Origin of the sequence: Actinoplanes sp. CA-030573, from assembly GCF_050951115.1 — a bacterium.
In the GTDB taxonomy this organism is placed as follows: Bacteria; Actinomycetota; Actinomycetes; order Mycobacteriales; family Micromonosporaceae; genus Actinoplanes.
In genome coordinates this window covers 2,490,860-2,508,920 of the sequence record NZ_CP192038.1, presented here as the reverse complement: position 1 = coordinate 2,508,920, position 18,061 = coordinate 2,490,860, and the positions used below count along the sequence as shown (strand labels likewise).

General features: G+C 73.3%; 17 protein-coding genes and 1 pseudogene. 10 read left to right on the top strand and 8 right to left on the bottom strand.

The genetic code is table 11. From position 1 onward, the window contains the following. Nucleotides 1–40 precede the first annotated feature (40 nt). A pseudogene (locus ACQP2F_RS11690) lies at nucleotides 41–598 on the top strand (coproporphyrinogen III oxidase); the annotation flags it as partial. A 73-nt stretch (nucleotides 599–671) separates the two neighbouring features. Continuing rightward, nucleotides 672–962: a coproporphyrinogen III oxidase gene (locus tag ACQP2F_RS11685; RefSeq protein ID WP_433303320.1), complete on the top strand. Its 291-nt coding sequence runs from the start codon at nucleotides 672–674 to the stop codon at nucleotides 960–962. Nucleotides 963–1,476: 514 nt separating this feature from the next. Here the strand turns inward: ACQP2F_RS11685 and ACQP2F_RS11680 are convergent. From ACQP2F_RS11680 to msrA, 4 genes are all read right to left on the bottom strand, one after another. Continuing rightward, nucleotides 1,477–2,307 (bottom strand): EamA family transporter, encoded by an 831-nt coding sequence (locus tag ACQP2F_RS11680; protein ID WP_433303318.1) that lies wholly within the window; start codon nucleotides 2,305–2,307, stop codon nucleotides 1,477–1,479. 130 nt (nucleotides 2,308–2,437) lie between these two features. Next, nucleotides 2,438–4,087, bottom strand: coding sequence for a RecQ family ATP-dependent DNA helicase (locus ACQP2F_RS11675; protein ID WP_433303316.1), 1,650 nt, complete (start codon nucleotides 4,085–4,087; stop codon nucleotides 2,438–2,440). Nucleotides 4,088–4,262: 175 nt separating this feature from the next. Beyond that, nucleotides 4,263–4,442, bottom strand: a complete 180-nt coding sequence (locus tag ACQP2F_RS11670) for a hypothetical protein (RefSeq protein ID WP_433303314.1) — start codon at nucleotides 4,440–4,442, stop codon at nucleotides 4,263–4,265. 77 nt (nucleotides 4,443–4,519) lie between these two features. Further along, entirely contained in the window at nucleotides 4,520–5,026 is a 507-nt protein-coding gene (msrA, locus tag ACQP2F_RS11665) for a peptide-methionine (S)-S-oxide reductase MsrA (protein ID WP_433303312.1), read from the bottom strand. Nucleotides 5,027–5,099: 73 nt separating this feature from the next. On the opposite strand from msrA, the gene ligD reads away from it, so the two are divergent. Continuing rightward, nucleotides 5,100–6,005 (top strand): non-homologous end-joining DNA ligase, encoded by a 906-nt coding sequence (gene ligD, locus ACQP2F_RS11660; RefSeq protein WP_433303311.1) that lies wholly within the window; start codon nucleotides 5,100–5,102, stop codon nucleotides 6,003–6,005. Here the strand turns inward: ligD and ACQP2F_RS11655 are convergent. Beyond that, the gene (locus ACQP2F_RS11655) at nucleotides 5,926–6,210 is read right to left on the bottom strand and encodes an HAD hydrolase-like protein (protein ID WP_433303309.1); all 285 of its coding nucleotides are present in this window, start codon (nucleotides 6,208–6,210) and stop codon (nucleotides 5,926–5,928) included. The genes ligD and ACQP2F_RS11655 overlap by 80 nt on opposite strands. A gap of 142 nt (nucleotides 6,211–6,352) precedes the next feature. Then, nucleotides 6,353–6,706 carry a VOC family protein gene (locus tag ACQP2F_RS11650; protein WP_433303307.1) on the bottom strand — a complete coding sequence of 118 codons (354 nt, stop codon included), beginning with the start codon at nucleotides 6,704–6,706 and terminating at the stop codon, nucleotides 6,353–6,355. A 54-nt stretch (nucleotides 6,707–6,760) separates the two neighbouring features. On the opposite strand from ACQP2F_RS11650, the gene ACQP2F_RS11645 reads away from it, so the two are divergent. Beyond that, a complete protein-coding gene (locus ACQP2F_RS11645; RefSeq protein WP_433303306.1) occupies nucleotides 6,761–7,777 on the top strand; it encodes a helix-turn-helix transcriptional regulator in 1,017 nt (338 codons plus the stop codon). A gap of 9 nt (nucleotides 7,778–7,786) precedes the next feature. On the opposite strand, the gene ACQP2F_RS11640 is transcribed toward ACQP2F_RS11645, so the two are convergent. Then, on the bottom strand, nucleotides 7,787–8,350 hold the full coding sequence (locus tag ACQP2F_RS11640) for a YdcF family protein (protein WP_433303304.1): 564 nt from the start codon (nucleotides 8,348–8,350) through the stop codon (nucleotides 7,787–7,789). Nucleotides 8,351–8,466: 116 nt separating this feature from the next. Here ACQP2F_RS11640 and ACQP2F_RS11635 point away from each other — a divergent pair, with 116 nt between their 5' ends. Then, nucleotides 8,467–9,765 carry a cation:proton antiporter gene (locus ACQP2F_RS11635; RefSeq protein WP_433303302.1) on the top strand — a complete coding sequence of 433 codons (1,299 nt, stop codon included), beginning with the start codon at nucleotides 8,467–8,469 and terminating at the stop codon, nucleotides 9,763–9,765. Here ACQP2F_RS11635 and ACQP2F_RS11630 read toward each other — a convergent pair. Beyond that, nucleotides 9,758–11,074 carry a M1 family metallopeptidase gene (locus ACQP2F_RS11630; protein WP_433303300.1) on the bottom strand — a complete coding sequence of 439 codons (1,317 nt, stop codon included), beginning with the start codon at nucleotides 11,072–11,074 and terminating at the stop codon, nucleotides 9,758–9,760. The genes ACQP2F_RS11635 and ACQP2F_RS11630 overlap by 8 nt on opposite strands. Before the next feature lie 60 nt (nucleotides 11,075–11,134). Here ACQP2F_RS11630 and ACQP2F_RS11625 point away from each other — a divergent pair, with 60 nt between their 5' ends. The 5 genes from ACQP2F_RS11625 (at nucleotide 11,135) to ACQP2F_RS11605 (ending at nucleotide 18,014) form a co-directional block, all read left to right on the top strand. Beyond that, a complete protein-coding gene (locus ACQP2F_RS11625; protein WP_433303298.1) occupies nucleotides 11,135–12,025 on the top strand; it encodes a helix-turn-helix domain-containing protein in 891 nt (296 codons plus the stop codon). A gap of 22 nt (nucleotides 12,026–12,047) precedes the next feature. Further along, the gene (locus ACQP2F_RS11620) at nucleotides 12,048–13,013 is read left to right on the top strand and encodes an acetylxylan esterase (protein ID WP_433303296.1); all 966 of its coding nucleotides are present in this window, start codon (nucleotides 12,048–12,050) and stop codon (nucleotides 13,011–13,013) included. 346 nt (nucleotides 13,014–13,359) lie between these two features. Continuing rightward, the gene (locus tag ACQP2F_RS11615; RefSeq protein ID WP_433303294.1) at nucleotides 13,360–14,958 is read left to right on the top strand and encodes a glycosyltransferase family 2 protein; all 1,599 of its coding nucleotides are present in this window, start codon (nucleotides 13,360–13,362) and stop codon (nucleotides 14,956–14,958) included. Between the two features lie 225 nt (nucleotides 14,959–15,183). Continuing rightward, on the top strand, nucleotides 15,184–15,918 hold the full coding sequence (locus ACQP2F_RS11610) for an HlyD family efflux transporter periplasmic adaptor subunit (RefSeq protein WP_433303292.1): 735 nt from the start codon (nucleotides 15,184–15,186) through the stop codon (nucleotides 15,916–15,918). After that, nucleotides 15,915–18,014, top strand: a complete 2,100-nt coding sequence (locus ACQP2F_RS11605; protein WP_433303290.1) for a glycosyl hydrolase — start codon at nucleotides 15,915–15,917, stop codon at nucleotides 18,012–18,014. Before ACQP2F_RS11610 ends, ACQP2F_RS11605 begins: the two co-directional genes overlap by 4 nt. The last annotated feature ends 47 nt before the right edge of the window (nucleotides 18,015–18,061 follow it).

Here is an 18,061-nt window from a genome sequence, read left to right as displayed (position 1 = left end):
GTTCCTCCGAGACGATCATCGATCTTCGGGGGACGGAACGATGAGCACCCGCCGCGAGCGGATTGTCGAGGTCATGCGGGCCGGGCAGGAGGCGTTCGGCCGCGCTCTGGAGTCCTGCGACGGGCCCGGCCGTCTGGCGCCGCATCGCTGGGAGCGGCCGGGCGGGGGCGGCGGCGAGGCGCGGATCCTCGAGGACGGCGCGGTCTTCGAGCGGGCCGGGGTCAACGTCTCGGCCGTGCACGGCGACGAGGCGCCACCGTCGATCGCGGCCGAGCACGGGGTGGATCCGGCGGCCGGGTTCTTCGCGACCGGCCTCTCGATCGTGGTGCATCCCCGCAATCCGCACGTGCCGTCCTTCCACGCCAACTTCCGATATTTCGAGATGGGCGGGGAAACGTGGTGGTTCGGCGGCGGCGCCGACCTCACTCCCTCTTACGGGTACGCCGAGGACGCCGCCCATTTCCACCGCACGCTCCGGGATTACTGCGACGAATACGATCCGTCGTTCTACCCGTCGGCCAAGGACGCCTGCGACCGGTACTTCTACCTGCCGCACCGCCGGGAGACGCGCGGCGTGGGCGGCATCTTCTTCGACGGCCTGCGGCCGGGCGGCGCCGACGGCTTCGAGCGGGCCTTCGCCTTCGTGCGCCGCGGGATCGACACCAATGCCGGTGGCCTATCTGCCCATCGTGCGGCGGCGCATGCTCCAGGCGTACGGGGAAAGGGAGCGCCGTTGGCAACTCCACCGGCGTGGTCGCTATGTCGAGTTCAACCTGGTCTACGACCGGGGCACGCGGTTCGGGCTGCAGACCGGCGGCAACATCGAGGCCATCCTCATGTCACTGCCCCCGCTGGCGGGATGGTCCTTCGACGTGCGGCCGGAGCCGGGCACCCCCGAGGCCGAGATGCGCGAGCGGTTCCTGACCCCGCGCGACTGGGCCGCGGAACACGCGCCGGCGTAGGACCGTTTCGGCGGCTCGTCCCAGGCGACACCCGATTCCCGGCCGGTCGCTTGGCATCCGCGCTTCCGGCCAACCGGACGCGCAGAGCGTCCCCGTTGACGCCTCCGTGCAGGCGGCCTAAAGAGTCACCTCTGTTCCGATCGTGGCGGCCACGTCGTCCAGGATCTCCGCCGGCAGCACTTCGGAACCGGTGCTCGGGTTCACGTTGCCGCGCTTTCGTGAGCCGGTCCGGTGTCGTTGTTGGTTCTCCGTGGAACGTCCGCGTTCGCTACGCAACCAGATGCGAGGTTTGGCACGCCTTCGGATTTGCCGGTTTTGCTCGCGCCGAAGCCCTAACCCACCCCACCCGTAACTGGGTGGGGCTCAGGTTACGGCCCGGGTATGACACTTTTCAGCGGTTATCCCCAGGGCAGCCCGCTCAGCGCACTCTGCCGCAGCAGAGGACCAGCCGCGGGACCGGCGTGGGCGGGTGCGGGCCGACGCGGGCCGGCGCAGGCAGGGGCCCGACCCACGCTCACCGGGCCAGGCACGCCACGCTGAAGACGGCGGCCACCACGCCGTACAAATGGATGGTGTGCAGACGCTCGCGTAGCACCGAACGGTTCAGCAGCAGGGTGACCGCCGGGTAGAGGGACGCGACCACGGCGGCGGGGGCCAGGGCGGCTACGGCGGCGGTCAGGAAGGCGACGTCGGCCAGGGCGTCGGAGAGGCCGACGAAGACGATCGGGGGGCGCAGCAGGTTGCGGTCGCCGCGGCGCAGGGCGAGCACCAGGATGAGCGCGCCGATTCCCTCGGTTATGCGGGCCAGTGCCAGCGCCCAGAACTGGTCGGCCTCGCCTGCCTCGGGCAACAGCACGAAGTAGATCCCGAAGCCGAGCGCGGCGCCCAGGGCGCAGAGGTTCGCCGTACGGCGCCGGCGGTGCTGGGCTCCGCTGGGCACCGGCCAGCTCGCCATCGTGGCGCCGAGGAGGCCGGCCGCCACGCCGAGGCCGGCGCCCAGCCCCAGGCGCTCGCCGTGCAGCACGCCCCAGCCGACCGGCACCAGCGCGGCGACCGCGGCGACCGGGGCCACCACCGACGGCGTCCCGTCCCGCATGGCGCGGTAGAGCAGGCCCATCGCCGGCAACCCCACGACCCCGGCGGCCACGCCCAGCCACAGGCGGTTGTCCCAGGTGGCGGGCAGTCCGCGTACGGCCGCGGCGAGGAGCGCGAGCACCATCGCCGCGATCCGCGATCCCACCAGGATCGTCAGGACCGGCAGCCGGCGCGCCAGCAGGCCGGCGAGGAAGTCGGAGATCCCCCACGCGGTCGCCGCGCCGGCCGCGGCCGTCATCAACCACGCCATGCCCGTCAGGAGGCGGTGCCGGGGACGCTGGATACACGCGAACTCATGCGGCGACTATGCCGACCGCAAAGCCGCAGGTCAGTCGCCCGTAGGAGGGCGACCGACCGGACTAACCCGTTCGCGCACCCGGCTACTCGGTGGTGAGCAGACCGTTGGTCAGGGACGCCGCGGTCAGGTGGCGATAGCCGACCGAGTCGAACGCGACCACCAGCTCGTGGTCGTCACGGCTCAGGATGGTGCCCGGGCCCCACAGGCGGTGGCGAACGCGCGTGCTGCCGGGCGCGGCCGCCGCCCGGCGCGGCGGGACGGCCACCGCGTGGTGCGCCGCGTGGTGCGGCGGGGCCGCCGCCGCGTGGTGGTCGTTGTCGCAGGAACCGCAGGGCGGGTCGTACCGCTCGCCGAAGTAGCCGAGCAGGTCGGCCCGGCGGCAGTGGGTCGACTCGGCGTAGCCGCGGGCGGCCTCGATGCGGGAGCGCAGGATCGCCTGGCGACGGTCACCGGCGGCGGTCACCTGGCGGAACGCGTCACCCATCGGGGCGGCCAGCACCGCGTCGTTGCCGTCGGGGCGGACCAAGCCCAGCTCGAGCAGCTCGTCGACGACGCGGCTCACCGAGGGGCGGCCGGCGCCACTGGCCCCGGCCAGCTCCTTGACGGTGATGCGGCCGGTCGCGGCCTCGATCGCGTCGATGACGGCGTGCACCGTGGCCTCGCCGAGTTTCGACTTCGCGGCCAGCAGGCGCGGGATGCGTACGGTGCGCGGGTCGTAGACCAGGACGGCGCTCGCCGGTTTCCCGTCCCGCCCGGCCCGGCCGATCTCCTGGTAGTACTCGTCGAGGCTGCCGGGCACGCCGGCGTGGACGACGGTGCGCACGTCGGGCTTGTCGATGCCCATGCCGAACGCGCTGGTGGCGACGACCACGTCGAGCCGGCCGGCGAAGAACGCGTCCTGGATCCCGGCGCGGCGGGCGGCGGGCAGCCCGGCGTGGTACGGCTGCGCCCGGTACGCGTCGAGCCGCAGGCGGGCGGCCAGGCTCTCGCACCGCGCGTGGCTGAGGGCGTAGACCAGGGCCGGCCCGTCGTGGGCGAGCACGACCTCGACCGTACGGTCATCGATCGCCCGGTCCTCGGGAAGGTCGTGCCGCGCGCGGCGTACGGCCAGGGAGATGTTGGGTCGGTCGAAGTCGGCCACGATCACCTGGGGATCACGCATGCGCAGCTGACGCGTGATGTCCGCCTGCACCGGCGGCGCGGCGGTCGCGGTCAGCGCCAGCACCGGCGGACGGCCGGCCCGCTCGACCACGTCGGCCAGGCGCAGGTACTCGGGGCGGAAGTCGTGACCCCACTCGCTGACCAGGTGGGCCTCGTCGACCGCGACCAGCGTGATCGGGCGCGGGCTGCCGGCGACGGCGGCCATCGTCTCGGCGTTGGCCAGCTGCTCGGGACCGAGCATCAGGAAGTCGGCCCGGCCGCCGTCGAGCTCGGCGAGGGCGGCGGCCCGCTCGGCGTGGTGCTGGGCCGAGTTGAGCATGACCGCCCGCACCGTGCCGCGCGCCTCCATCGACCGCATCTGATCGCGCTGGAGGGCGATGAGCGGCGAGACGACCACGGTCAGCCCGCCCAGCGCGAGTCCGCCGACCTGGTAGATCGCGCTCTTCCCGCTGCCGGTCGGGAGCACGGCCAGCGTGTCGCCGTGCCCGGTCAGGGCGGTGAGCGCGCGGCGCTGCGCCGGCCGCAGCCCGATGCCCAGCACGTCGGCGGCGATGCGATCCAGCCGATCCATCGTCGTGCTCCTTACGCTCTGGTAAACACCGCCCGGCGACCTACGCGCTGCCGAGCCTCCGCGACGACCTCCTCGGCGTTCTCCACCGGCTGGACCTGCGCGACACCGTCCTGATCGGGCACTCGGTCGGCGCCTACGCCGCGGCGTTCGGCATCCTGACCGTCCGGCGCGACTATCACCTGCGGGCGCTGGGCTCGCTGCTGCGCCAGCTGTCCCGGCCCGATCCGGGCTGGTGGGAGCGGCTGGCCGCGGTCACCCACCCGACGCTGATGCTCTCCGGCGGGCCGGCCAGCTGCATCCCGCCGGGGCGGCTGGCCGACGCGGCGGCCGCCATCCCGGGCGCCCGCCTCGCCACGATTCCGGTCGGTCATCGCGTACACAGCCTGGCGCCCGACCGCTTCGCCACCGAGGTGCTGGATTTCCTCGAGCCAACTAGCCGTTGCGGCGCGGGAGCACCCAGTCCGGCCGGGGGAAGTGGCAGGTGTAGCCGTTCGGGATGCGCTCCAGGTAGTCCTGGTGCTCGGGCTCGGCCTCCCAGAACGGGCCGGCCGGCTCGACCGCGGTGACGACCTTGCCGGGCCACAGGCCGGAGGCCTCCACGTCGGCGATCGTGTCCTCGGCGACGCTCTTCTGCTCGTCGCTGGTGTAGAAGATGGCCGACCGGTAGCTGAGGCCGACGTCGTTGCCCTGGCGGTTCAGCGTCGTCGGGTCGTGGATCTGGAAGAAGAACTCCAGGATCTGCCGGTACGAGGTGACCGCCGGGTCGAAGGTGATCTCGATGGCCTCGGCGTGGGTGCCGTGGTGGTAGTAGGTCGCGTTCGGCACGTCGCCGCCGGTGTAGCCGACCCGCGTGCCGAGCACGCCGGGACGGCGGCGGATGAGTTGCTGCATGCCCCAGAAGCAGCCGCCGGCCAGGACGGCGGTCTCGGTTTGGCTCATCCGGCAACGGTACCGCCGGGCCGGGCCGCGGGTGTCCAATGATCTGGTGACGTTCCCCGCTCCCATACCGCCCATGCTGGCCACTCCGGGCACCTTGCCGACGGGCGGTGGCTGGGCTTACGAGTACAAATGGGATGGCGTGCGCGCCGTCGTCTACATCGAGGGCGATGACGTACGCATCCTGAGCCGCAACGAGAGGGATGTGACGGCCGCCTATCCGGACGTCGCCGACGCGGTCCGTGGCCTGGGCACGCTGGTGCTCGACGGCGAGATCGTGGCGCCCGACGCGCACGGCCGGCCGTCGTTCGCGCGCCTCCAGCGCCGGATGGGCGTGCACGAGCCGAGCGCCGAGCTGATCTCCGGGACGCCGCTGCGCTACAACGTCTTCGACCTGCTCGGCGAGGGCCGGACGTCGCTGGTCGCGAAGCCGTTCAGCGAGCGCCGGGCCCGGCTGGAGAAGCTCGGCGGTCTCCAGGTGCCGCCGTCGTTCGTCGCCGACGACCCGGGCGAGGTGGTCGAGGAGTCACGCGAGCGCGGGCTGGAGGGCGTGGTGGCCAAGCGGCTGGCGGCGCCCTATGCGCCCGGGCGGCGGTCGCCCGACTGGATCAAGGCGCCGTTCATCCGTACGCAGGAGGTCGTGATCCTGGGTTTCAAGGAGGGCGAGGGCCGGCGGGCCGGCACGATCGGCGCGCTCCTGGTCGGGCTCTACCGCGGTGGAAAGCTGTCGTTCGCCGGCGGCGTCGGGACCGGCTTCACCGACGCGGCCCTGCACGCGCTGCAGGCCCAGCTGAAACCGCTGGTCACCGCCGAGCCGGCGGCCGGCGATGTGCCCCGCCGCGACGCCCGCGGCGCGATCTGGGTGGAGCCGAGCGTGGTCGGCGAGGTCGAGTACCGCAGCTTCACCGAGGACGGCCGTCTCCGCCACTCGAGCTGGCGCGGGCTGCGCCCGGACCGCCGCCCCGAAGAGGCAAAGCTCTGATCGCCGGCAGGATCTCGGGGAACGTGCCGACGGCGGCGGTGAGATGGCGCGGGTGGAACTCGTCCAGCCGCCGCACGCCGCTCTGCAGGCAGGCGATGAACCGGATGCCGGCGCCGCCGGCCGCCAGCGCGTCGCCCGGCGAGTCACCGACGTAGACGCACTGTTCCGGCCGGAACCCGGTCTCGGCGAGCAGCTCGTCGAACACGCGCGGGTCCGGCTTGCGGAACCGCGTGTTGCCCTGGTGATAGGCGGCCGTGATGCGCGAGGCGAGGGCGTGGCCAGGTATCGCTGGTGGACGACCGGGAACAGCGCGGCGAACCGGTCGACGTCGACGATCACGGCTTCGGTCACGCCGGCAGCTTAAACAGGTTCACCAGCGTGCCGTCGGGGTCGCGGAACAGCAGGGACCGGTTGCCCCACGGCATCGTGGTCGGCTCCTGCACGAGATCGATGACATCGCGCAGCCGGGCGAACTCGGCATCGACGTCGTCGACCCGGAACTCCACGATCGCGGTCCGGTTGGCGGCGGGCGCGGCGGCGCCGACCGTCCGCACGCTGCCGATGGCGAGCGTCGCGCCCGGAGTGACGATCTCGGCGAAGTCGGGCGTGTGCCGGCGGGCCGGGATGCCGGTGACCCGCTCGTAGAAGGTCGTGAGCCGGTCGACGTCGGCAGTGATGATGCGGATCGAAGTGAGATTCATGGGAGCGACGCTAGAGCCGATACCGGACAGGATCCGCCCGGTATTTTGAGCAATGTGACCCGGCCGACCGCGCGCGTGCTCGCGCTTCTCGAGATCCTGCAGCGCGGCGGCACCCACACCGCGTCCGGCCTGGCCGCACGGCTCGGCCTGGACGAGCGGACGGTGCGGCGGTACGTGGAGCACCTGCTCGACCTGGAAGTGCCGGTCGAGTCGGTCCGCGGTCGCCACGGCGGCTACCGGCTCGCGCCCGGCTTCCGGATGCCGCCGCTCATGCTGACCGACGAGGAGGCCCTGGCGGTCATGCTCGGCCTGGTCGCGACCGGGCAGGAGTCCGCCGCCGCGAAGGTGCGCCGGGTGCTGCCCAAGCCGCTGGCCGCCCGCCTCGACGCGCTCTTCGGGAGCACGTCGTTCCTCAGCCGGAGCGCACCGGTCCCGCCCGAGGCGGCTCTGATGCTGCGGCTGGCCGAGGCGATCCGGCTGCGCCGGCCGGCGGCCATCGCCTACACCGACCGCGCGGGCCGGCGCACCGAGCGGACCCTCTGCCCGTACGGGATGGTGGCCCGCTCCGGACGCTGGTACGTGACCGGCGCCGACTCCGCCTCGGGCCGGGTCCGCACGTTCCGCCTGGACCGGATCGTCCTCGCCCGGATCGTCGAGGGCTCGTTCGCGGTGCCGGAGGGCTTCGACCCGGGCGCGTCGGTGCGGTCGGGCCTGGCCGCGACCCCGTGGCGGCACCGGGTGGCCGTGCTGGTCCGCGGCGCCGTGGAGGACGTGCGGGCGCGCCTGCCCGAGGGCCTCGCGACGATCGAGCCGGCGACGCCGGACGGGCCGGGTGGGCCGGGCGAGCCGGACCGGCGCAACGGGCCGGACGGGCCGGGGTGGGTGCTGGTGCGGCTGCGGGCCGAGCGGCTGGACTGGCTGCCGGCGGTGCTCGCCGGCCTCGGCCTGCCGTTCGTGGTGCGTGAGCCGGCCGAGCTCCGCGAGCTCACCCACGCGTGGGCGACCCGGCTGGCCGGGTGTGCGGCGGCCACGTCACCGGCGGAGGCGGCGCACGCCTACGACCGGCGGTGAACCGGGCCGTCAGCAGGACCTCTCGAAGGTCAATGCCTTTGCCGTGGCGGTCCACTGATAGGCGATCTGTTTGGGCCACAAATACCACGGCAACGGCGCGATCGCGACCGCCAGTGATCCGTCGTAGCACCGTTTTGTGCGCAGTTCCGCCCGCCACGCCTGATCGCGAGTGGTCACCAGAATCACCGAATGCCATTCGTATTTCTCGGCCAGTTCGGCGACCGCGCGCGCCTCGCCCCGGGTGGTGAACGGGTCCGAGTGGAAGCAGACGACCGGCACGCCGTACAGCGATCCCCGGTCGCACCAGCCCCAGCGCGCCTCGTCGTCGGGCACCGAGATCGCCACCACCGGCGCCCGGCCCTGCCGGTAGAGATCCATGGCCACGACCCGGCGCTCGCCGGTGCCGCCCAGTTGCACGATCGCGTCGGCCCGCTCGGGCACCGGGGGCAGGTCCGGCCATACGAACAGGTGAGCGGTCAACACCGAAAAGGCCGCAAAAAACACCAGGAAAACCGTTAGCACGCGACGCTTTATTCGCCTACGCGGCGCGGAACGGGCGTCGGTCGCGGTCATGAAATCACCGTAGGAAATGCCGCCACCGCTGTCCACGACTATGCGCGAGGTAACAATGACCATTTCATTCGCGCGGGGTGATGCGGCCGGGCCGGCGAGCCAGGACGATCGGCGGAGTGGGCACGCTGCTGACCGCCGGGGTCATCCTGATCGCCTATGCCGCGACCTCGGCCCGGCTCGACCGGCTGGGCGTCACGTCGGCGATCGTGTTCGTGTCCGCCGGGCTGGCGGTCGGCGGCGCCGGCTGGTTCGACGTCGGGGCGGCGAGCGAGGTGGCCCAGCGGGTCACCGAGGTCGCCCTGGTGCTCCTGCTGTTCAGCGACTCGGCCCGGCTCGACCTGCGGGCGCTGCGCGACCACCTGGCCTGGCCGAGCCGGCTGCTGCTGATCGGGCTCCCACTGACCATGCTGCTCGGGATCGGCGCCGGCCTGCTGCTCTTCCCGGGCCTGGGCCTCGCCGGCGCCTTCCTGCTGTCGACGATGCTGTGCTCGACCGATGCCGCGCTCGGTCAGCGGGTCGTCGAGGACCCGGCGGTGCCCGCTCGCGTACGGCAGGCGCTGGACGTGGAGAGCGGGCTCAACGACGGCCTGGCGGTCCCGTTCTTCCTGGTCGCCCTCGACATCTCGCTGGCCACCCTGGACAGCGCGGTGCCGTCGGCGGTGTTCCACAACGCGGCCGAGCAGATCGGCTGGGGACTGGTCGCCGGCATCGGCACCGGCGTCCTGGCCGGCCTGGTCTTCCGCCGCTCGGAACGAGCGGGCTGGCTGCACGGCCAGTGGGTGCAACTGTTCACCATCGCGGCGGCGCTGACCGGGTACGCGGCGGCGGCCACGCTCGGCGGCAGCGGGTTCATCGCCGCGTTCGTCGGCGGCATGGCTTTCGGGCACGTGTCCCGCGAGCACGGCCTGCGGGCCACCGCGTTCACCGAGGAGACGGGGAACCTGCTGGCCGCGGTCACCTGGATCGGCTTCGGCGCGGTCGCCGTCCGCACGGTGTGGCCCGAGATCGGGTGGCGGGTGCTCGCGTACGCGCTGCTCAGCCTCACGGTCGTCCGGATGGTCCCGGTGGCGGTGGCGTTCACCCGGTCCGGGGCCCGATGGCCGACGGTCGCCTTCGCCGGCTGGTTCGGCCCGCGCGGCCTGGCCTCGGTGGTCTTCGGGCTGATCGCGCTCGAGCACGGCATCCCGGACGAAGAGACGATCCTCGCCACCGTCGTGGTGACCGTGGCGCTCAGCGTCCTGCTGCACGGGCTGACCGCGTTGCCGCTGGTCGCCGCGTACCGGCGCTGGTACGACGGCGCCGGCCCCAGGGCGGGGACCGGCGGGGAGGCCGTCGGGGAGGCGCAGGACACCCCGGTGCCGCGCGCCCGGCGACGGGCCGCCCCGGCCTCCGCGCCGGCGGCCACCGCTATCTGACGTTGCGCCACTTCGCCCAGAACGGGGTCAGGTCGATGGTCGTGACCGCCTGGAACGCGTCCCGCAGGGTCGAGGGCTGGGCGATGCCGAAGCGGTTCCGGGCCAGGTAGTCGCGCAGCGCGGTCCGCACCCGGTCGGCGCCGATCAGCGACTCCAGTTCCAGGAACATGCAGGCGCCGTCGCCGTAGATGCCGGGGGCGTAGAAGTCGTGGTGGGTGTCGTAGTAGTCCATGCCGGCGTCGATCCGCATGCCGTCGTCGAACCAGAACGGGGCCTGCGCGCAGTAGCCGGGCGTCCCGAGCAGCTTGTCCGTCGTGTACTGGGCGAGCGACTCGTCGAGCCACGGATGCCGGTACTCGTCGTTGCCGACCAGCGCGTACCACCATTGATGCGCGGTCTCGTGCACGGCCGGCAGCGACGACGGCTCGGTCAGCACGAAGTTCGGGTACTCCATGCCCTGGAAGCCCTCGAACCCGCCGATCACGGCGTCCATCTCCGGGTACGGGTACGCGCCGTAGGTGGCCGCGCCGTACTCCAGCGTCCGGGCGACGTCGGCCTGCACCGAGCGCGCGGTATCCGCCGTGACCTCGCCGGTGTACCAGGTGTGCAGGCGGACCCCGGTCGACGTACGCCCGCTCACGCTGCCGAACGGCCCGGCCGCCCAGGCGAAGTCGCGCACGAGCGGCGCCGCGATCCGGGTGGTCACGCGCCCGCCGTGCCGGGCCTCGCCGACCACGGTCCCGGTCGCCGGGACGGAGATTCCCGCCGGGTGGTCGAGCGAGACGAGGAACGTCGAGGTGAGCGATTGGAAGCTCTCACCACCCGAGACGTACGGCGGCAGGTCGTCACCGATCGCCGGCACCGGCAAGGCGTTGCCGAGGAACGCGTAGTCACCGACCCGCCCGAAGCGATCCGCCCGCTCCGGCACGCGGATGGTCAGGGCGAAGGACAGGTCGGTGGTCCGGCGCGGCGGCAGCGGCCTGTTGAGCCGTACGCGCACGGCAGTGCAGCCGACCGCCGGCTCCCCCGGCGTGCCGCCCGTGAAGGATCCGACCGTCACGTCCGGTGTCGCGGCGCACCCGTCGACGCCGTTTCCCCACAGCCGCAGCCAGACCGCGTCGATCGGGGCCGGACCGGGGTTGCGCAGCACGATCGTCTCCCGGCCGTCCCACCGGGCGCCGGTCGCGTCGCTCGACAGGTTCACGTGGTAGGCGACCGGCCGGATCGCCGTCTCCACCGCGGTATCCGGGGCGGGTGCGGGGGCCGGAGCTATCAGGAGCAGCGCGCTCAAGGCGGGCAAGGCAGTCATGGCGGTCAGGATCGCGGCCACCTATCGACGGGCGCGATCCTTTCGGGCAGGGTCGAAACCATGCTGCGCCTGCACTTCGAGCCCGAGGACCGTGGGCGGGTCGTGTTCGACCTGGCCTGGCACTCCGAGACGATCGGCAGCCTCCAGGCGGTGCGGCAGCCCGGTCGCGGCCCGTTCCTCGACCGCTGGGCCCAGACGATGCGCCGGAAGGCGCACGGCCCGTTGCTGGAGGCGGTGCCCGCCGACGGTTACGTCCCCGACCTGTTCACGCCGGAGGAGCTCAGCGCGCTGCCCACCGACCGGGTGGTCGCCCGGGTGCGCACGGCGGGGAGGAACCGGGAGCTGCTGCCGTTCGGTGACGCTCTCCTCGCGTACCAGCAAGCCTGTATCGCCCCGGCCCTGCCGACGATCGGCGCCCTCCTGCGCGCCGAGCTGGCCCACCGCGCGCATTTGATCTTCACCGCGGGTCTCGACGCGGCGCTCGCGACGCTCGGGCCCGGCATCAGCTGGGAGCCGCCGGTGCTCGCGGTGAGCTCGCCGGCCGACGGCGACGTGCTGCTGAACGGCCGTGGGCTGCGGCTGGTGCCGTCGGTGTTCTGGCCGCGGCCGGGTGTGAGCGTGGCCGGCTACCGGCGGCCGACCGTCAGCTACCCGATCCATCCGGCGCCGGCGTCGCCCCCGAGGCCGCGCGACGATCCGCTGGCCGCTCTCGTCGGCGCGACCCGGGCCGAGGTGCTGCGCGCGCTCACCACCGGCTGCGGCACCACCCAGCTGGCACGCCGTCTCGAGATCAGCCCGGCGACGGCGTCCGCGCACGTCACGGCGTTGCGCGAGGCCGGGCTGGCCGCGACGCGACGCACCGGGAAGGCGGTTCATCACACGCTGACGCCGCTGGGACTGCAGCTGTTGGGGGCGCGCGGTGGAGGATCATGGACCCGGGTTGACGGATGACGCCGAACAAAGGACCACGACTGTGCTGACCGACCTCTCCCCCGAGCAGCTCGCCGCGTACCGCAGCACGCAGACCGCCCCCGCCGATTTCGACGACTTCTGGTCCTCGACCCTCTCCGCGGCCAAGGAGCACGAGATCGAGGTGCGGCTGCGTAAGGTCACGACGGGCCTCAAGACCATTCGCACGTACGACGTGAGCTTCCGCGGCCATGCGGGGCAGGACGTCCGGGCCTGGCTCCGTCTGCCCGCCGGCGCCGAGGGCCGGCTCCCGGCCGTCGTGCAGTACGTCGGGTACGGCGGCGGCCGCGGCCACGCGCTGGAGAACCTGTTCTGGGCGTCGGCCGGCTTCGTGCACCTGCAGATGGACACCCGGGGGCAGGGCGCGTCGTGGAGCCTCGGCGACACCCCGGACGAGGCGCCGGCCCCGCCGCAGGTGCCGGGCGTGCTCACCCGCGGCATCCTCGACCGCGAGCAGTACTACTACCGGCGGCTGTTCACCGACGCGGTCCGGGCCGTGGACGCCGCCCGCGAGCTGGACATGGTGGACCCGGCCCGGATCGCGGTGGCCGGCGGCAGCCAGGGCGGCGGCATGGCGCTCGCGGTGGCGGGGCTGCGGTCGGACGTGGCGGCCGTCGCGGCGTACGTGCCCTTCCTGTGCGACTTCCCGCGGGCGCTGCGGGTGACCGACGCGTTCCCGTACCGCGAGATCATCGACTACCTGGCCGTGCACCGGACCGACGTCGACCGGGTGCACGAGACGCTGTCCTACTTCGACGGCGTCAACTTCGCCGCCCGGGCGACCGCGCCCGCCTACTTCTCGTCGGCCCTGCGCGACGCGATCTGCCCGCCGTCGACGGTGCACGGCGCCTACCACGTCTACGGCGGCGAGCGGACGATGCAGATCTGGGAGTACAACGGCCACGAGGGCGGCGGCATCCTGGACGACGAGCGGGCTCTCGCGTTCTTCCGCGACCGCCTCGGCGAATAGATCGGAGCCGATGCCCATTCCCGCCCGCCCGGGTGGATCGCGCGCGTGTCGGTAATGTTGCCGATCCGAGAATCCGATCTTCAAACCCGCTGTCACGCTGCTCACAATCGAGCGCCGAAGATTTCTTTCGGTTGGTGCACGACGCGAAACCTCGACGCCCTGACCTGGACGTCGAGCGAGGCGGCGGGCATTTCGAAACGGCGGTGCAACCTTCTATTCGTACGGCCGAAAAGGTTGCATCGTGTCACGCGAGAGAAATGTGTTTCCGGGGTCTCGCGGATCCGGTCCGGATCCGCTTCTCTGGGGTTGCCCCCGAATATTCATAAGAGGCAATCGGAGCAGACCCATGACGACACCGCCGGCACCTGCGAACCGGCCCGGCGCCCGCCTGGCCTGGCGCCCACTGCAACGCTCCACCCGCGTCGCGATCATCGGCGCACTCACCGCAACGCTGTTCTACCAGCTGTTCCTGCTGAACCCCGCGTACCGCGGGCCGACGTGGTTGTGGGTCGCCATGCTGGCCGCCGAGGGACTCACCGCGCTGCACCTGATCGGCACGTGGTGGACCATCCTCGCGCACGACGACCGCCCGGAGGCGGTCGACGCCACGGTCTGGCGCAACCGGCTGCGCGCGGGCGCCGAGGCCCCGTCCATCGACGTCTTCATCACCGCGTACGGGGAGGAGCCGGCGCTCGTCCGCCGCACCCTGATCGCGGCCCGCGACATGGACCTGCCCCACCGGACGACCCTGCTCGACGACGGCGACAGCGACGAGTTGCAGGCCGTGGCCGAGGCCGAGAACGTCGGCTACCTCCGTCGGCCGGACGGGCGGCACGCCAAGGCCGGCAACGTCAACGCCGGCCTGGCCCGCACCGACGGCGAGTTCGTGGTCGTCCTCGACGCCGACCACGTGCCCGACCGCTCCTTCCTGATCACCGTGCTGCCGCACTTCCAGGACCCCGACGTGGCGTTCGTGCAGTCGCCGCAGTCGTACGTGAACGACGTGAACCTGGTGGCGACCGGCTCGGCCGAGGCCCAGCGCATCTTCTACGAGCTGGTCTGCCCGGGCAAGAACCACTTCAACGCCGCGTTCTGCGTGGGCACCAACGTGATGTTCCGCCGGGCCGCGCTCGACGAGATCGGCGGCATCTGGACCGACAGCAACTCCGAGGACATCTGGACCTCGATCGAGCTGCACAAGCGCGGCTGGAAGTCGATCTACACGCCGCAGGTGCTGGCGCGCGGCCTCGCCCCCGAGGACGTGCCGTCGTACCTCAAGCAGCAGCTGCGGTGGGCGAGCGGCGGCTTCGAGATCCTGCTGCGCGGCCGCCTGTTCCGGCGCCGCAGCGGGCTCACCATCGACCAGCGCCTGCAGTACCTGTTCTGCGGCACGCACTACCTCCTGTCGCTGGCGATGCTCACCTTCATGCTGTTCCCGGCCCTCTACCTGCTGGCCGGTCTCAGCCCGATCCGGGCCGACGGGTTCGCCTGGGCCACCCACTACCTGCCGTTCCAGGCCGCGGTGCTGCTGGTGACCTGGCTCCAGTCGGGTGGCTTCCGGCTCTCCGCGATCGTCGCCAGCATCGGCGCCACCCCGGTCCACCTGCGTGCGCTGGGCGCCGTGCTGCTCGGCCGCCGGGCCCGCTGGAAGGCCACCAACGCCGGCGGCGCGGCCCGCTCGCTGTGGGCGGTGATGCCGCTGGTCGCCCTGCTGATCCTCAACGTCACGGCGATCGTGGCCGGCCTCGCGGTGATGGACGACCCGGCGCCGACGTGGTTGTCGGTCGGCTGGGCGTCGATGATCGTGCTGATCACCGGCCGGATGATCCTCGAGTCGGTCACCGGCGGCCGGATCCGCCGGCGGCGCCCGGCCGCCACGCCGGCGGTCCAGCCGAGGGCGCTGGCGGCGGCGCCCGCGGGGCAGCCCGACCCGGTGGCCGTTTGAGGTCGGCCTTTCGCGCCGTCAGCCCTTCTGATCGTGCCGTCCCTTCTGATCGTGCCGTCAGCCCCTCTGATCGTGCCGTCAGCCCCTCTGATCGTGTTCCAGCCCCGTGATCATGCCCCAGCCCCCTGACCTCCCCCACCCGGTTACTGGGTGGGGCGACTCTACGGCCCGCCTACGACATCTTTTCGCCGCTGTCCACAGCGGCCGACCCCGAGCGAGGACGACATGAGCACCTCAACCCTGACCCCCCACGTGGAGACACCACCGGAACCGCCGAAAGGCGAGCGCCTGCGCCGGGCGGCACGGATCGCCCGTACCACCGTCGTGGTTCTCCTCCTGATCGCCGCCGCGGTGGCCGGGGGCGGATACGTCGTGCGCGAGCGTGTCGCCGAGCGGTCGATGGTCGACGCCGGCACCGCCGTCCTGTCCGCCGACCCGGTGATGGTCGGCTCGGCCGACGCCGGCGTGATCGCGCAGGCCCTGGTCGCCGAGCGGGACAGCGTCACCGCGGGCCAGCTGCTGGCCCGGGTGCGACTGACCGCGAACGGCGGCAAGGCCGCACCGGTCCAGGAGATCCGCGCGCCCGGCGCCGGCGTGGTGACCAGCATCCTGGGGCCGGGCGCCGTGGCCCGGGCCGGTGAGCCGGTCGCCGTCCTGTACGACCCGGCCAAGCTCGTCTTCACCGTGCCGGTGCCGCTCGAGACGCTCCGGAAGCTGCGGCTCGGCATGCGCGCGACGGTGCGCGGGCCGGGGCTGTCCGGCCCGGTCACGGCCACGCTCGCGGCGGTCAAGCCCGAGGTGGACGGCGCGACCGGAGCCGACGGCCGGCTCACCGTGGTGCTGCGGCCGGAGAAGGCGGCGCTGGCCACCGTCCGCACGCTGGTGCCGGGCCTGTCGTTCGCGGTGACCGTCGACACCACGACGGCGCCGGGCGGGACGCCGGCGGTGAACAGCGCATGATCCGCCGCCGTACGGTCCTGGCCGCCGCCGCGACCACGCTGCTGGCCGCCTGCACGACGTCCGCACCGGGGGCGGCGCCGCCGGGAGCCGCCGGGCCGGGAGCGACCGGGCCGGGAGCGACCGGGCCGGGAACGACCACCGAGGCGACCGGCGACGCGCCCGTCGGCGTCCCGGCCGTCCGCGGCCGGGGCAGCATCGCCGGGACGCTGCCGGCCGCGGCCACGCCGACCGCGCGGCCGGTGCAGGCGCCCGGATCGGCCGGGCAGGCGCTGCCGACCAACCAATGGTGGAGCTCGGCGCTGACCGGGCCGCGCACCCAGCCGCTCTGGGCCCATCCGCTGACCGTGCAAGCGGCCGCCGACGGGCTCCGGATCGGCGGCGGCGGCCCGGTGACGGCGGCCCCGAACGCGATCACGACGGCCTTCCGCCCGGCGCTGACCGTGCCGGGCGCGACCGGCCCGGTGAGCGTCGCCGGGTACGGGGCCTTCCACGTCGTCCTGCGGGTCGGCCTGGCCGGCGGGGGCAGCGTGGAGGCGACGATCGTGCAGGGCAGCCCGGTGCTGTGGCTGCGCTTCCGGGACGCCACCCCGGCGCTGTCGGGCGCGTTCCGCAGCGTCGGCGGACGCGCCCGGCTGTCCACCGGCGGGCAGCAATGGGACGTCCTCGGCTCCGGCCTGCGCGTCGGCGACGGGCTCACCGCCGCCGGATCCGGCCTCGCGGTGGCGCTGCTGCCGGACGGCGTGGACCCGGCGGCGTGGGAACGGGCGACGGCCGGTGCGGACGGCGACCCGGTCACCGGCACCGAGGCGGCGATGGCCTACGACCCGAAGTCCGGGACGGTGACCCAGACGCTGACCACGCACCGGGCCCGGCCCGGCGTCTGGGCGGTCCTGCCGCACCAGCATGTGGAACAGCCGATGGCCGGGTCCTATCCGGACGCCCGCGGCCCGCTCGCCGTGACCACCGGGACCGCCGTGCGGGTCACCGTGCCGATGCCGGGGCTGCTCACCGGCGTACCGGAGGTCTCGATCCCGGACGCCGACCGGCGTGCGGTGGCGGACGAGCTGACCCGGGACCTCGCCGATCCGCCGGGCGCGGGCGGCAGCTATTTCGGGCTCAAGGAGCTGGGCCGGCTGGCCTCGATCGCGGAGACCGCGGCCGCGGTGGGTGCCACCGCGCAGCAGCGGCAGGCGCTCGATCGGCTGCGCCCGCAGCTGGTCGACTGGCTGACCTATGCGGGACCGGCCGACGCACGCTACTTCGGGTACGACCGGGTCTGGGGCGGCCTGATCGCGGTGCCGGCCGAGTTCGGGGCTCAGGACTACAACGACCATCATTTCCAGTACGGCTATCTGGTCCGGGCCGCCGCCGTCCTGGGCGCCGCCGACCCGGCGTTCGCCCGCGACTACGGCGATGTCGTCGACGCGGTGGTGCACGACTTCGCGGGCGGCGCGCCGGGCTTTCCGCCGTTCCGGGTCTTCAACGCGTACCTCGGCAGCTCGGCCGCTTCCGGTTTCGCGCCCTTCGCCGACGGCAACAACCAGGAGTCGTCGAGCGAGGCGGTGGCGGCGTGGGAGGCCGTCGTCCGCTGGGGCACGATCCGCAAGAACAAGACCATGGTCGCGTACGGCGTGACGCACTACGCGATGGAGGCGGCCACCGCGCGCATGTACTGGCTCGGCACCGGGTCGAGCCGGCCACCCGGATACGGCCACTCGGCGGCCGGCATCGTCTGGGACGCGAAGGCCGACTTCGCCACCTGGTTCGACGCCAAGCCCGAGTCGATCCTCGGCATCCAGCTGCTGCCGCTGACGTTCGGCTCGCTGTACCGCGCCGGTTCCGAGCCGCGGATCCGGTCGCTGACCGGCACGCCACGCGCCTGGGGCGACCTGTTCGCCGCCGACCTGGCGCCGACCGACCCGGCCGGCGCCCGCCGCCTGCTGGACACTCCCGGCCTGCCCCGGGAGGACAGCACCAGCCGGGGCCTGGTCCGCTACTTCGTCGCCGCGATGGGGGTGCTCGGCCCGCCGACCGGACGCCCGGCGCCGATCGGCTCGCTCGACTTCGCCCGCGGCGGCCGAGTCAGCGCGGGCTGAGCGGCTCCCCGGGCGGTGTGGCCGGCGCCGTCACCGCGCGGTGTGGG